Here is a 13,462-nt window from a genome sequence, read left to right on the forward strand (position 1 = left end):
CTGTATTTTTTTGTCCTATGCACCATTAGAACCTGCTTTTAAGCAAGGGTTATCGTTGTTTTTGTAGCGATGATTGCTAGCTTGGAGTACCATTAGCGCAGGTTTTTAAACGTCCATCTTATAATAAAAAAAGCACTTAAACCCTTATGGGGAGTCTACATGTTTGAACATATCCAAGTTGCTCCAGCCGATCCAATTCTCGGCTTAAATGACGCTTACCGTAATGATCCACACCCACACAAAATCAATTTAGGTGTTGGCGTATTTAAGGACGAAAACGGTGCAACACCGATTCTAAAATCTGTTAAACAAGCTGAAGAGCGTTTAGTAGAGAACGAGAAAACCAAAAGTTACCTGAGTATTGAAGGCACAGAGGCCTACCGCCAAGCCGTTCAAACACTATTATTTGGCGCTGATCATGAAGTCATCGCAAAGCAGCGAGCACATACCGCCCAATCACCTGGTGGTACTGGCGCACTCCGTATCGCCGCAGAATTCATTAAAAAACACCTGCCGGAAGCCACCATTTGGGTCAGTAATCCGACTTGGGCAAACCATCAATCCATCTTTCAATCCGTTGGTTTAGAAGTCGGTAGCTACGCCTACTATGACTCTACGGCTAAGTCATTGGACTTTGAAGCAATGCTGGCTAGCCTGTCACAAGTTCCCTCTGGCGACGTTGTATTATTCCACGGCTGTTGTCATAACCCGACGGGGATTGATCCTACAAACGAGCAATGGGCACAGTTAGCGAAACTTTGCAGCAAGCAAGGCTTCTTGCCATTGTTTGATTTTGCTTATCAAGGGTTCGGATCAGGCTTGGAAGAAGATGCGACAGGCTTGCGTGTGTTTTTGAACCAAGTCCAAGAAATGTTGATCGCTAACTCTTTTTCAAAAAATTTCGGCCTGTATAACGAGCGTGTCGGTGCATTGACTGTGGTCTGTGAGTCAGCAGAGCAAGCGGATGCGGCATTTTCGCAAGTTAAACGCTGTATTCGTGCCAACTACTCGAACCCACCATCCCACGGTTCCGCGATTGTAACTGAGATTCTTACAGATCAACATTTGCGCAGCCTATGGGAAATGGAACTTAAGGCAATGCGTACCCGTATCCACGAAATGCGCAGCCTGTTCGTTAATACACTGAGAGCCAAAGGTGTTACACAAGACTTCTCCTTTATTTCTAAGCAGCAAGGAATGTTCTCATTTTCAGGCTTAACACCCGATCAAGTTGCGCAGCTACGTACTGAATTCGGTATCTATATTGTAGGTTCAGGCCGTATCAGCGTAGCAGGTATGACAAAAGACAATATGGAACCACTGTGTGATGCCATTGCCAAAGTCTTAGCAGACTAACCACATATTGGTTGTCCTAAAGGGCCAGTTGAGGGATACCTCACTGGCCCTTTTTGTTGTATCAATGGCACTGTGTATTTCACGCAAACGTGATAGCCTAATTAACTATTTTTCAAAAAATACGCTATTCAGGAGTAATGTATGAGCGCCACATTGATCTATTGTTATGACCCAATGTGCAGCTGGTGCTGGGGATTTCGGCCAACTTGGACAGCGCTACAAAAGGCACTCGCGAAACACATTGATCGTGAAGACTTGGTTATTCAGCCGATGCTCGGTGGCTTAGCGAAGGACTCAGATGAGCCCATGTCAGAAGAAATGAAAGGCAGACTGGAAAGTACTTGGCACCGTATTCAAACTGAGCTTGGGACTGACTTTAATTTCGATTTCTGGCGCGATTGTACGCCAAGAAGATCTACCTACCCTGCTTGTCGTGCCTGCTTGGTAGCTCGTGATCGTAATTTAGAAATGGAAATGAATTATGCCATTCAAAAGGCCTATTACGCAGAGGCCCGCAACCCGTCCGATATTACGACATTGGCCGATTGTGCAGAGCACATAGGGTTAAATCGCGACGGTTTCTTAAAATCTATGGCATACACCAAAGAACAAGCTTTGCTGGAAAGAGAAGTCGATAATGCGCGGCATCTAGCGCTCAATTCTTTTCCTTCTTTAGCCCTTTTAATTGGGGAAGAGCTTACTCACATCCCGATCAATTACCATGATCACAAGCCCATGCTTAAGATAATCGAACACCACATAAAAGAGCGTTAACACATTTTTTATAACGCTTTTTCCAATGCATTAATGAGCCGATTAATATCCTCCTGACTGGTGTAATGTACGAACGACAAACGCAGCACACCAGTATCAGGGTTAACCCCAAGCGCCTCTAATAAGCGAACTGCGTAGAAATGCCCCGCACCACATATGATACCTTGCTTGACTAATTTAGCTGCCAGCTCTTGGGGCGTCTGATCTGTTGGTAATACAGAAATAGTTGCCGCGCGTCGGTTTGCATTGGCAGGGCCAACCAAGGTTAACTTTGGGTGTTCTGATACGTATTCCAGCAATGCTGGTAATAAGTTCAAATCGGCATCATGCAAAAGCTGACGTACACGTGTCGCACGCTCTTGCACTGAGGACGTCTTTTCAAAATGATGATCGTGAAGCCGATCGAAATAATCAATAACTCCCCTACTGGCGGCGACTTGCGCATGATCGGGGCCCGCAGGAACAAACCATTTATGGCGTAAATCACCATTAAAATAATGCGCCTGATTACCCAACAATTCAGCCATCGCATCGCGAATAACCATGACGCCCAAGTGTGTACCGTAGGTTTTATATAAGGAAAACAAATAGATATCTGCACCGAGTTCAGTCACATCGGGGAAGCCATGTGCGGCGAAGGAAACCCCATCAACCACCGTCCAGACATTGGCCTGCTTCGCCTTGGCACAAATTTCGGCTACGGGGTTGATATGAGCGACAACGTTCGAACAGTGAGTAAACGCGAGTAATTTGGTTTTTTCGGTCATCAAGTCATCAAGTGCGGCTGGATCAAGTTCCCCTGTGACCGAGTCGACTCGCCACTCCTTAATCACAATGCCGTGTTGCTTCAAACGCCGCCAGACACCAATATTCGCTTCGTGATCTTGGTTGGTAACAATGATTTCATCGCCTAGTACTAACAAATTGGCAAACGCTTGTGCCAGTACATAGGTATTCTGTGAGGTAGAAGGGCCCAAATGAACTTCGTCCACTGATACATTCAGGTAGTCAGCCAACCGTTGATGCGATTCATCCATTTGCTTACCCGCTTCTTGTGAAACCGGATGCAGGTGGTAGGGCTGAATCTTGCTTTGATGATAGTAGCGATTGAGGTGTACGATCACAGGTAGACACGCATAAGAGCCACCCGCATTATCGAAAAATGCTTGATTTTCTAGCGTTGGCTCATCAAACGCAGGGAATTGCGATCGAACAAATTGCAAATCCAATGCCGACATACTGTCTACTCCTTCATCACATCAACGGTCTGTGCTTACAGTATAGAAAAGCAGCACCGATTGTCATTTATTAAGCCAGAGAGACTAACCGAAATCATGGTTAATTAAATCTAACATCGGGTTGTAGACCGTCTCTTGAGAGGCTTTTTCTTGTTGGGTTGAGGGTTCATCGTTTGAACTTTCGACCAGTTCAGCACTCGCTAGGTTACCAGCAGCTTTCTCGGATAGCGCATCATTCGCTTCCAAAACCTCTACGCTCACATCAGATAAATCATTCGTATCTAAATCGTCTAAGGATGGGGCATTAACCGTTTTCTTAGATCCTCCAACAAATTCACGTAGCAAGCTCGCTAAAGCCTCTAATTGATCATACGTGACATTGATGGCGAGCCATTTATCAGCATCTAGTTGAGCCGAGAGCAAATGACCCGGCACGACACCATGGCGGTGCTTCGCTAACAGCTGTGTCGTTTGAGGCTCGGTTAGAGCAACATCAAACTGTACCCATAAAGCAAGCCCGCCTTTGCTCTGTGCGAAGCTTATTGCATTGTCTAATGCTTTCTCGATGATACTTTTCGCGCGCTCAGCAAGTGCCCAGATTTGTCGTGATCGACGCACTAAAGAATTCTTCTGAGTCGGCTGTAGGGCGTCGAGCAAAGCCTGTTGCTGCGGATCACTCAAAGCGATGTCTGCGCTTAACAGAGCTCCTTCTAAAGTCTTGTACTGGCCAATGAGGCACCATGCTGCATTACGATCCACGCCTTTGGATTCCACTCCGCCAATGTAGACCACTAAATTTTGCTCGTCCAAAGACTTGTAGGTCATCAACGTCGACGCTTTATAGCTTAATTGTGATGTCATATCCCATTCAATAGCGGGAATATTGACCTGCTTTAGAATCGCCATCCAGCGGCGTAAACTCAGATTAGATATTTCAATTCCTGTTGGGAATGAGAACTGACTTGGTAACACCACCAATGCAATCTGGTCGTCTCGTAAACACCGCACAACTTCATCTAAATCGACACCATGTTCGCCTGATGCGAGCGTTAATACACGCCGCCCTAAGCTCATGAGGGTGGCTGTTAGGCGGGGGTCACAAGGTGTCATCACTAAAACGTTGTCGCCAGACTGCGTAAGAGTCTGAATCGCTTGAGTAAAAAGCGCTAAAGGTGAGCGACTGAGCCAAATATGAGATGGATGAACCGATATGGCAACTTTGCGTAAGTGCTCACTTACCGCTTCTCTAACTGAGATATGACCTTTTCCTACAATTGGTAAATCAGGTTCTCCGGTTCGCTGACTCGGATTCAAAAATACGTCACTTTGATCGACCAATGCCGCACGATGTGACAAAGCAGCCCAAGCAACTTTTTGACCTGTCTCGGCAAACTCGCAGACGGCATCGCCAGCCAGCACATGAGCGGCGCGCGAGGTCACTTTGTGGCAAACAAAATATCCAGACTTAGGACGAGACTCTATCCACCCTTCTTCTACCAAAAGCTCGTAACCATGGATGACGGTATTCAGACTTAGCTCTAACTGCTTTGCTAATTTGCGTAATGATGGCATTTTATCGCCAGGCGCCAGCTCACCTTGACTCATCTGAGCCAAAAACCAATCAACAACACCTTTGTAAAGAAAGTCAGCCACGGCTACTGTACCTTTATTTTATTAATTTCAATATTCTGTTAGAAACCATAGCGAATCAGACTTAAATAACAAGCTCATTATTCTCTGAATATCGCATTATTGCAGCAGCTAACTCGATTTATAGGTACAATTTAGCTCATAAATCTAAATTTAAAACCTAACATACCAGTGTGGGGCGTATGACTTTTGATGCAGTAAAAATTCGGCAAGAGTTCCCAATTTTAGCGACCATCGCCAATGAACATCCATTGGTGTATCTCGACAACGCTGCAACAACGCAAAAGCCACAAGCGGTCTTAGACGCGCTTATGACCTACTACACTACCAGTAATGCCAACGTACACCGTGGAGCCCATTACCTCAGTGATCGCGCTACAGCCCAGTTTGAACATGCCCGCGAGAGGGTCATGCGCTTCATTCATGCCCCCGAAAACAGCCATGTCATTTGGACAAAAGGCACCACCGAGGCCATCAACCAAGTGGCCCATGGTCTAGAATGGAGTATTTCATCCGATGATGAAATTTTAATCACCAGCCTTGAACACCACGCAAACCTCGTCCCATGGCAACAACTAGCGTTTCGCACAGGAGCGCGTTTACGCGTATTACCCTTAACATCAACAGGAAAATGGGAGCCGGAATACGCCCATTACTTTAACCAGCACACACGCATATTTGCCTGTACCCAAATATCGAATGCTATTGGCGTAAAAACGCCACTCGAAGAGATGCTGGCAGCAGCCAAAGCCGTAGGAGCATTTACACTCGTTGATGGCGCGCAAGCGGTCGCTCACTATGACGTTAATGTGACCGAGCTGGATTGCGACTTCTATGTCTTCTCGGGTCATAAAATGTACGGCCCAACAGGTATCGGTGTACTCTATGGTAAAGCACACGCTTTAGAAGTACTCACTCCCGTCCAAACTGGCGGAGAGATGGTCCGTCATGTGACCTACAACAGCACTGAATTCAACGTTTTGCCTTACCGCTTAGAGGCAGGTACCCCCCATATTGAAGGTGTCATAGGCCTCGCTGCAGCGTGTGATTACTTCGCCGCGCAAGACCGTCAGGCAATGCTGGAATGGGAGCAAAAACTGGCTCGTTACGTCTACGATGAATTGAAATTTAACACCGCCATTGAAATCTACTCCCCAGCAAGCGACACGACCGTGGTATCTCTCAGCGTACCGGGTATTCATACCATGGATTTAAATGGCTATTTAGACAGCCAAGGGGTAGCCGTGCGCGCGGGCAGCCACTGTGCACACCCTCTAATGGCCCAGCTTGGTGTCAGCAGCACCCTACGAGCATCCTTTGCTTGCTACAATACCCTATCGGAAGCGCGCCGCTTCTGTGATGTTTTACTGGAAGCCATTGAGATCTTAGGTGATGACTGATTTAAACCGCGATGCCATTAAGGCACAGCTGCAAGCTTGCACCAGCAAAGAAGCAACGTTCAAAGAGTTAGTAAGTCTTTGCAAACAGCTAGAGCGCCTAAGCGATGCAGAGAAAACCGAGGATAATAAGATCAAAGGCTGTGAAAGCGCCGTATGGTTGATTGAGCACCAAGAAAACGGTGTCTGCAACTTCCAAGCCGACAGTGATGCTAAGCTCATGCGCGGTGTGCTAGTAGTCATCTTAAGTATTGTAAACGGCCACAGCAAAGCCGAGCTACAGCAACGAGACTTAATCGCTGAGCTAAGCGAGTTTTACCTTTCGAGCTATCTTACTAGCTCGCGCACGAACGGTGTGCTGGGGATATTGCAGCACATACAGTCCTAAGCCGCTTGCCGACGACTAGACAATAAAGCCACTGATACCCAAGGTAATAAACATGACGCCCGTCGCGCGATTGATGGCGACCAAGTGGTGTTGTAGTAAGTGCGATACCTTATCGATCGCCGAAGCAATGACGATATGAATCAGAAACGTGATCAGTACCAACTCGAGCGTTAATAAGGTCGCGTAGCGCACGAAATGTCCACTGTCGGGAATGAACATCGGAAACAACGCCCCGAAAAATACTAACGTTTTCGGGTTCAGTAAGGAGATCAACACACCGTTTTTAAAACTGTACCCATGGGCAGCCAGCGTCATTTTACTGTTAGCCTGGTATAAGGCTTTCGCGCCTAAATAGGCGATGTAACCGCTGCACAACCACGTCATGATTTGAAACGCCCACTCACTTGAGTGAATCACCGCCAGCAACCAAGTATTGGCTAATAACGACGCCAACAAGAGTCCGGTAGCAATGCCAAAAATCACCGGTAAGGTGCGACGCAGGTTGTGATTAATACTGTTACTGACCACAGCCAAACCACCAGGTCCTGGGGAAGCGGCAGACGCTAAACAAACGGCTAAAAAGGCTAACTGACTTTCCATAACGCTCTCATTGAATGATTAAGGTCGCTAGGTTAACTCCGTCACATAGCCCTATCTTGTAAAAAATTGCTGTTGATAAGCGCTTGGACTAATTCCCATGGTACTAACGAAGGCTTTGCTAAAGTGGCTTTGATCATGAAAACCGCAGTTAAGCGCCACGTCCACAGCGCTAATACCGCGTTTAAGTTGGGCCCTAGCATGATTTAAACGCTGCTGAATCTGATACTGATGTGGCGTTAGTTGATAGAGGCGTTTGAACTCTTTGATCAGATGAAACTTGCTGATACCCGCAAGCTCTGCCGCATAATCAAGGGAGACTTTTTGGTCATAACGATCAGCTAACCAATCTCGTACTAACTCAACATTAGATTGTGCTTTCGTGAATCTAGGCTCAGATCCTTGATAAAAGGATTGCCGCAATAGGTTAACCAGCAACGTTTCCCAATGCACTTCAATATCCAACGCTTCAGCACCGTGTGCAAGCTTATGCAGTAAGGTTTGCATCTGCTGGCTTAAACACGCATCCGTGATCACACTTTGACGAAAATAAGGTGTCTGTTCCACGCCAAACAACGATTGGTTTAGCGCTCTTATACGCTCTTCGGACGGGTATAACGCTCGATAGCGCCAACCCTCGCCTCTTCCTTTCGAGCCCGTGTGCAATTCGTCCGGTGCTACGATAGAAAGTTCTCCGGGTAACGCATTATGGCTTTCTCCACGGTGACTGAAATGCATCACACCAGCATCCACCACAGAGATAACGAAGCCCGCATGAGCATGCTTACCAAATACCGTCTCGGTAAACTGCGCTTCAATCATTTCTAAGCCGCCTAGGGTCTGACTGGTATAAACGTTGCAGAATTCGTTGGCGTTCATCCGATCTCCTAGATAGCGTGACGTTAGCCTCACATTACCAGCTTTATTAGAAAATACTCTTGTAAAAAATTGCTTAGGCTTGATTGGCCTTTTGCGCCAGTTTCTCTAACACACGCCCTACCGCGACAAAACCAAAGGTAGCCGTGACGACGGTGCTGGCACCGAAGCCGGTATCGCAATTCATCTTGGTTTCTGTATCCCCTTTTTGACGCTGTTCACAGACTGTACCATCAAGTTGCGGATATTTAAGTTGCTCTAAAGAATAGACGCACTCAATATCAAAGCGGCGTTTGGTATTTCGAGAGAAATTATAGTGACGACGTAGGAAGTTACGCAATTTGGCCGCGAGCGGATCTTGCTCGGTACGTGAGAGATCAGCAATCTGTATCTGTGTCGGATCCATCTGACCGCCTGCGCCTCCCACGGTAATCAATTTACGTTTATTGCGCTTACACCAAGCGACTAGAGCAGCTTTTGGCTTGAGACTATCGATGGCATCAATCACGTAATCAAACGGTGTCTCTAGCAACTCAGCAACGTTTTCAGGCGTGATAAAGTCCTCGACACAGTTAACTTGGCAGCTTGGGTTAATCAACTTGATACGCTCAGCCATGGCATCGACCTTGGCTTTGCCGATGTTTCCATCTAGGGCATGAATTTGGCGATTGGTGTTGGTCACACACACATCGTCCATATCAATCAACGTGATCTGACCAATGCCTGAGCGAGCTAACGCTTCGGCACACCATGAGCCAACACCGCCAATGCCAATTACGCATACATGGGCCTGTTGGAAAAAGTCATAGGCTACTTGTCCGTAAAGACGACGAATGCCGCCAAAACGTTGATCATCACTCACTTTTGTTAACTCCTTGCAGAATCTCACCGATAGGGCAGAATAACGGCTTAGCCTAGCGGCGTCTAAATCATGACAAGCACAACGCCATTCGCAGGCAGGGACGTCCGTATGTCAATACTGTCATGTTTAGACGCGCGTCACTAAGGCCTCTATTCAACCACGCCTTTGGCGGCTGCTATTAACGATTAATTAGGGTTTATGCTGCATCAAGTCTTAGAACAACTCGGTCTCACTGAACGTGAAACCACGCTGTATCAAACGCTGCTCAAATTGGGGCCAGCATCGATTCGTGATATCGCCGAGCAATCTGGTGTGAACCGTGGCTCCGCTTATGAATCACTCAAACAACTGCAAAATAAAGGAGTTGTCAGCTACTTTCCGAAAGGCAAGCGCCGCTTCTTTATGGCGGAGAACCCAGATATTTTGCTAAACCTCGCCGAGGAGCGTAAGCAAAATATTGAAAAGACCATCGATTCTCTCAAACATACGATCATTCCAAGCTTGATACAGTCCCAGCCGACTTTTCATCACACCGACGTGCGTTACTACGAAGGAGATGATGGTATCGAATGGGTATTGCGCGATATTTTAAACGTGGTGTCTCAGCAAGACCATAAAGAATACTGTGTATTTTCGTCAAAACCTATTCGGCCATACTTATACCGGCCTTTTCCAACTTACACAAAACATCGTGTAAAACTCGGCATTAATGTAAAAGTCATTGCATTAGGTGAAGGGGGGGAAGATGCGGAGCTATCAGAGCGAAAGTGGATTAAAACCGATGGTGCCGTCGATGCTAGCTACATCGCTATTTATCCACCGAAGTGTGCCATTATCTCACTTGCTCGAGACAATTTTCCTTCGGCTGTTGTATTAGAATCTAACGATATTGCTAAAGCTCAACAGATTATTTTTGATACTCTGTGGCGTTTACTTTAAAGCATTTCTTTAAGCTGATTTACGAGATTTCTTCCCAAAGATATGTATTTGCTCACGGTTCTCAGAGACTGCTCGCAAACGGGCGCTAGTTTCCGTTAACTCTTCTAACGTTTGCTGATGACCAAGTACTCTCTTTTTTGGCTCGCGATAGGTCTCAGTTCGCAACGTGGTTGCGCGGGCGTTATGCTTCTCTAACTGAAGTTCGCGCTCGACAAAATCCGCAACCACAATCACTCGATGGGGCTGAACTTCAATAAAACCTCCAGATATGTAGATAACCTCCTCACGCCCATCTACATGCACCACTCTAGAAAGACCCGGTTTTAAAAGGGTTAATAATGGCGCATGACCAGGGTGGATCTCTAAATCGCCGTGGCTAGCCGATATGACAATGTGACGTACCTTGTTAGAAAAGAGCTTACTATCAAGGCTTACGATGTCAAAATAAATGGTTTGGTTCATAAAAACTCCCTTTAAATTCGGTAATAGTGATATTGCGATGCAGAAATCGATCCAACTTCACTATTAATTTCGAACTTGATGTAATGAACCGTGTAAACCGTTAAATAATAGCCATAAAAAAAGCAGCCAAAGGCTGCTTTTTATGATCAGAACAACGTCTAGCTTATTTGCTTTGACGATATTGTTGGATAGTACGTAGACGAGCTACGGCTTCCGCCAATTCAGCCGTTGCGCGGCTAAGGTCCAAATCAGAATGTTGCTGATCCAACAGATCTTGAGCATGTTTCTTCGCTTCAAGTGCTGCCGCTTCATCAAGGTCGTTCGCACGAACAGCGGTATCTGCTAAGACAGTTACACGATGAGGTTGAACTTCTAAGAAGCCACCAGAGACAAAGATAATCTCTTCTTCACCGTTTTGCTTAATCACACGAACAGGGCCTGGTTGCAACGTAGTCAACAAAGGCGCGTGACCTGGGTAAACACCTAGATCGCCATAACTACCTGCAGCCACAAGAGTCTCAACAGAACCTGAGAAGATCTCTTGTTCAGCGCTTACGATATCGCATTGTACCGTGATAGCCATAAGTTGCCTCTTTTCAGTCAGGCGTTGTCAGTGAGCTTTCACTCACTGACACTGCGTGGATTAAAGTTTCTTAGCTTTCTCTACAGCTTCTTCGATGCTACCGATCATGTAGAACGCTTGCTCTGGAAGCTCGTCGAATTCGCCGTTTAGGATGCCTTGGAAGCCACGAATTGTGTCTTTCAAAGAAACGTATTTACCTGGAGAACCAGTGAATACTTCCGCTACGAAGAAAGGTTGAGACAAGTAACGCTGGATCTTACGAGCGCGGTTTACTGTCTGCTTATCTTCTTCAGAAAGCTCGTCCATACCCAAGATTGCAATGATGTCTTTCAACTCTTTGTAACGTTGAAGAACCATCTGTACGCCACGCGCTACGTCATAGTGCTCTTGACCAATTACTAGAGGGTCAAGCTGACGTGAAGTAGAGTCTAGTGGGTCGATCGCTGGGTAGATACCCAAAGAAGCGATGTCACGTGACAATACAACGGTTGCGTCCAAGTGAGAGAACGTTGTCGCTGGAGATGGGTCAGTCAAGTCATCGGCAGGTACGTATACCGCTTGTACAGACGTGATAGAGCCAGTCTTAGTAGACGTGATACGTTCTTGAAGTACACCCATCTCTTCTGCAAGAGTTGGCTGGTAACCTACTGCAGACGGCATACGACCTAGCAACGCTGATACTTCTGTACCCGCTAGTGTGTAACGGTAGATGTTATCAACGAAGAATAGTACATCACGACCTTCATCACGGAATTTTTCCGCCATTGTAAGACCAGTCAATGCTACACGTAGACGGTTACCTGGTGGCTCGTTCATCTGACCATATACTAGAGATACTTTATCGATTACGTTCGAATCAGTCATCTCATGGTAGAAGTCGTTACCCTCACGAGTACGCTCACCAACACCTGCGAATACAGAGTAACCGCTGTGCTCGATCGCGATGTTACGGATAAGCTCCATCATGTTTACGGTTTTACCTACACCGGCACCACCAAACAGACCAACTTTACCACCTTTCGCGAAAGGACAAACAAGGTCGATTACCTTGATACCTGTTTCAAGCAATTCACTGCTTGAAGATTGCTCAGCGTATGAAGGAGCTGAACGGTGGATAGACCAACGCTCTTCTTCACCGATGGCACCTTTTTCATCAATTGGGTTACCTAGAACATCCATAATACGGCCAAGCGTCTTAGTACCAACTGGTACAGATACTGGGTGGCCTGTATTTTGAACTTCTAGTCCGCGTTTCATACCTTCGGTAGAACCCATGGCGATAGTACGTACAATACCGTCACCTAGTTGCTGTTGAACTTCCAACACCAACTCTTTTCCCTCAATAGTGAGGGCGTCGTATACTTTTGGCACGCTATCACGTGGGAATTCCACGTCAATAACCGCACCGATAATTTGTACGATTTGTCCGCTACTCATGTTCGGATCCTCTTAATACCTTAAAAACCTAAACCGCTGCCGCGCCGCCAACAATCTCAGAAATTTCCTGAGTAATGGCTGCCTGACGTGCCTTGTTGTATACCAACTGCAATTCATTAATGATTTCGCCCGCGTTGTCCGTTGCGTTTTTCATAGCCAGCATTCGAGCGGCTTGTTCACACGCAATGTTTTCAACAACGGCTTGGTACACTTGAGATTCAATGTAACGAACCAATAGATCGTTTAAGATCTCAACTGCATCAGGCTCGTACAAGTAGTCCCAGTGGTGCTTCAGTTTCGCATTTTCTTCTGCTTGTAGCGGCAAAAGTTGCTCGACACATGGTTTCTGAGTCATGGTGTTAACAAATGTGTTAGACACCAAAACTAGACGGTCGATGCGACCCTCATCAAACGCATCCAACATAACCTTCACACTACCAACCAAGCTTGATGCTTCTGGAGCATCGCCTAGGCCAGTTACCGCTGCAGCTACATTGCCACCGTAGTTTTTGAAAAAAGACACAGCTTTCGAGCCAACAGCACAGATTTCAACTTCAACCCCTGCTTCAACATATTGCTTCATGTCTTTCATAGCAGCTTTAAACGCATTCACGTTCAAGCCACCACACAAACCACGGTCACTGGATACGATGACGTAACCAACTCGCTTGACTTCACGCTCGGTTAGGTAACGGTGCTTATACTCAGGATTCGCATTTGCTAAGTGACCAATCACCTGACGAATGCGTTCTGCATACGGACGAGAAGAGGCCATACGATCCTGAGCCTTACGCGTTTTACTCGCCGCTACTTTTTCCATAGCACGGGTAATTTTTCGCGTATTGTTAATGCTCCCAATCTGAGCGCGTATCTCTTTTCCGACTGCCATATTAGACCTGCCCT

General features: G+C 46.5%; 14 protein-coding genes. 5 read left to right on the top strand and 9 right to left on the bottom strand.

What is annotated here, in order from left to right:
• Positions 1–159: 159 nt before the first annotated feature.
• Positions 160–1,356, top strand: a complete 1,197-nt coding sequence (locus tag DN730_RS04590) for an amino acid aminotransferase (protein WP_115466938.1) — start codon at positions 160–162, stop codon at positions 1,354–1,356.
• A 141-nt stretch (positions 1,357–1,497) separates the two neighbouring features.
• A complete protein-coding gene (locus tag DN730_RS04595) occupies positions 1,498–2,130 on the top strand; it encodes a DsbA family protein (protein WP_115466939.1) in 633 nt (210 codons plus the stop codon).
• Between the two features lie 8 nt (positions 2,131–2,138).
• On the opposite strand, the gene DN730_RS04600 is transcribed toward DN730_RS04595, so the two are convergent.
• Together DN730_RS04600 and DN730_RS04605 are read right to left on the bottom strand one after the other, a co-directional pair.
• Positions 2,139–3,368, bottom strand: a complete 1,230-nt coding sequence (locus DN730_RS04600; RefSeq protein WP_115466940.1) for an aminotransferase class V-fold PLP-dependent enzyme — start codon at positions 3,366–3,368, stop codon at positions 2,139–2,141.
• 84 nt (positions 3,369–3,452) lie between these two features.
• Entirely contained in the window at positions 3,453–5,021 is a 1,569-nt protein-coding gene (locus tag DN730_RS04605) for an aminotransferase-like domain-containing protein (protein WP_115466941.1), read from the bottom strand.
• Between the two features lie 179 nt (positions 5,022–5,200).
• On the opposite strand from DN730_RS04605, the gene DN730_RS04610 reads away from it, so the two are divergent.
• Complete coding sequence (locus DN730_RS04610) at positions 5,201–6,418, top strand: aminotransferase class V-fold PLP-dependent enzyme (protein ID WP_115466942.1); 1,218 nt, start codon at positions 5,201–5,203, stop codon at positions 6,416–6,418.
• Positions 6,411–6,803: a SufE family protein gene (locus DN730_RS04615; protein WP_115466943.1), complete on the top strand. Its 393-nt coding sequence runs from the start codon at positions 6,411–6,413 to the stop codon at positions 6,801–6,803. The genes DN730_RS04610 and DN730_RS04615 overlap by 8 nt, the downstream gene beginning before the upstream one ends.
• 15 nt (positions 6,804–6,818) lie before the next feature.
• Here DN730_RS04615 and DN730_RS04620 read toward each other — a convergent pair whose 3' ends face one another.
• The 3 genes from DN730_RS04620 to tcdA form a co-directional block, all read right to left on the bottom strand.
• On the bottom strand, positions 6,819–7,403 hold the full coding sequence (locus DN730_RS04620) for a LysE family translocator (protein ID WP_115466944.1): 585 nt from the start codon (positions 7,401–7,403) through the stop codon (positions 6,819–6,821).
• Between the two features lie 51 nt (positions 7,404–7,454).
• Positions 7,455–8,279 (bottom strand): AraC family transcriptional regulator, encoded by an 825-nt coding sequence (locus DN730_RS04625; protein WP_115466945.1) that lies wholly within the window; start codon positions 8,277–8,279, stop codon positions 7,455–7,457.
• Positions 8,280–8,352: 73 nt separating this feature from the next.
• Positions 8,353–9,138, bottom strand: a complete 786-nt coding sequence (gene tcdA / locus DN730_RS04630; protein WP_115466946.1) for a tRNA cyclic N6-threonylcarbamoyladenosine(37) synthase TcdA — start codon at positions 9,136–9,138, stop codon at positions 8,353–8,355.
• A gap of 198 nt (positions 9,139–9,336) precedes the next feature.
• Between tcdA and DN730_RS04635 the strand changes: the two genes are divergently transcribed.
• Complete coding sequence (locus DN730_RS04635) at positions 9,337–10,077, top strand: TrmB family transcriptional regulator (protein WP_115466947.1); 741 nt, start codon at positions 9,337–9,339, stop codon at positions 10,075–10,077.
• Between the two features lie 9 nt (positions 10,078–10,086).
• Here DN730_RS04635 and atpC read toward each other — a convergent pair whose 3' ends face one another.
• The 4 genes from atpC to atpG all read right to left on the bottom strand — a co-directional run bounded on the left by atpC (position 10,087) and on the right by atpG (position 13,448).
• Positions 10,087–10,539: an ATP synthase F1 subunit epsilon gene (gene atpC, locus DN730_RS04640; RefSeq protein WP_115466948.1), complete on the bottom strand. Its 453-nt coding sequence runs from the start codon at positions 10,537–10,539 to the stop codon at positions 10,087–10,089.
• Positions 10,540–10,702: 163 nt separating this feature from the next.
• Positions 10,703–11,122 carry a F0F1 ATP synthase subunit epsilon gene (locus DN730_RS04645; RefSeq protein ID WP_115466949.1) on the bottom strand — a complete coding sequence of 140 codons (420 nt, stop codon included), beginning with the start codon at positions 11,120–11,122 and terminating at the stop codon, positions 10,703–10,705.
• A gap of 60 nt (positions 11,123–11,182) precedes the next feature.
• Positions 11,183–12,559, bottom strand: a complete 1,377-nt coding sequence (atpD, locus tag DN730_RS04650; protein ID WP_115466950.1) for a F0F1 ATP synthase subunit beta — start codon at positions 12,557–12,559, stop codon at positions 11,183–11,185.
• Positions 12,560–12,587: 28 nt separating this feature from the next.
• On the bottom strand, positions 12,588–13,448 hold the full coding sequence (atpG, locus tag DN730_RS04655; RefSeq protein WP_115466951.1) for a F0F1 ATP synthase subunit gamma: 861 nt from the start codon (positions 13,446–13,448) through the stop codon (positions 12,588–12,590).
• Positions 13,449–13,462 lie beyond the last annotated feature (14 nt).

This window comes from Marinomonas piezotolerans, from assembly GCF_003362755.1.
In the GTDB taxonomy this organism is placed as follows: Bacteria; Pseudomonadota; Gammaproteobacteria; order Pseudomonadales; family Marinomonadaceae; genus Marinomonas; species Marinomonas piezotolerans.

Bases quoted from the DNA above. Each gene is read 5' to 3' on its own strand.
- DN730_RS04590 (WP_115466938.1), top strand. From the start codon at position 160: ATGTTTGAACATATCCAAGTTGCTCCAGCCGATCCAATTCTCGGCTTA.
- DN730_RS04595 (WP_115466939.1), top strand. From the start codon at position 1,498: ATGAGCGCCACATTGATCTATTGTTATGACCCAATGTGCAGCTGGTGC.
- DN730_RS04600 (WP_115466940.1), bottom strand. From the start codon at position 3,368: ATGTCGGCATTGGATTTGCAATTTGTTCGATCGCAATTCCCTGCGTTT.
- DN730_RS04610 (WP_115466942.1), top strand. From the start codon at position 5,201: ATGACTTTTGATGCAGTAAAAATTCGGCAAGAGTTCCCAATTTTAGCG.
- DN730_RS04615 (WP_115466943.1), top strand. From the start codon at position 6,411: ATGACTGATTTAAACCGCGATGCCATTAAGGCACAGCTGCAAGCTTGC.
- DN730_RS04620 (WP_115466944.1), bottom strand. From the start codon at position 7,403: ATGGAAAGTCAGTTAGCCTTTTTAGCCGTTTGTTTAGCGTCTGCCGCT.
- DN730_RS04625 (WP_115466945.1), bottom strand. From the start codon at position 8,279: ATGAACGCCAACGAATTCTGCAACGTTTATACCAGTCAGACCCTAGGC.
- DN730_RS04635 (WP_115466947.1), top strand. From the start codon at position 9,337: ATGCTGCATCAAGTCTTAGAACAACTCGGTCTCACTGAACGTGAAACC.
- atpC (WP_115466948.1), bottom strand. From the start codon at position 10,539: ATGAACCAAACCATTTATTTTGACATCGTAAGCCTTGATAGTAAGCTC.
- DN730_RS04645 (WP_115466949.1), bottom strand. From the start codon at position 11,122: ATGGCTATCACGGTACAATGCGATATCGTAAGCGCTGAACAAGAGATC.
- atpD (WP_115466950.1), bottom strand. From the start codon at position 12,559: ATGAGTAGCGGACAAATCGTACAAATTATCGGTGCGGTTATTGACGTG.
- atpG (WP_115466951.1), bottom strand. From the start codon at position 13,448: ATGGCAGTCGGAAAAGAGATACGCGCTCAGATTGGGAGCATTAACAAT.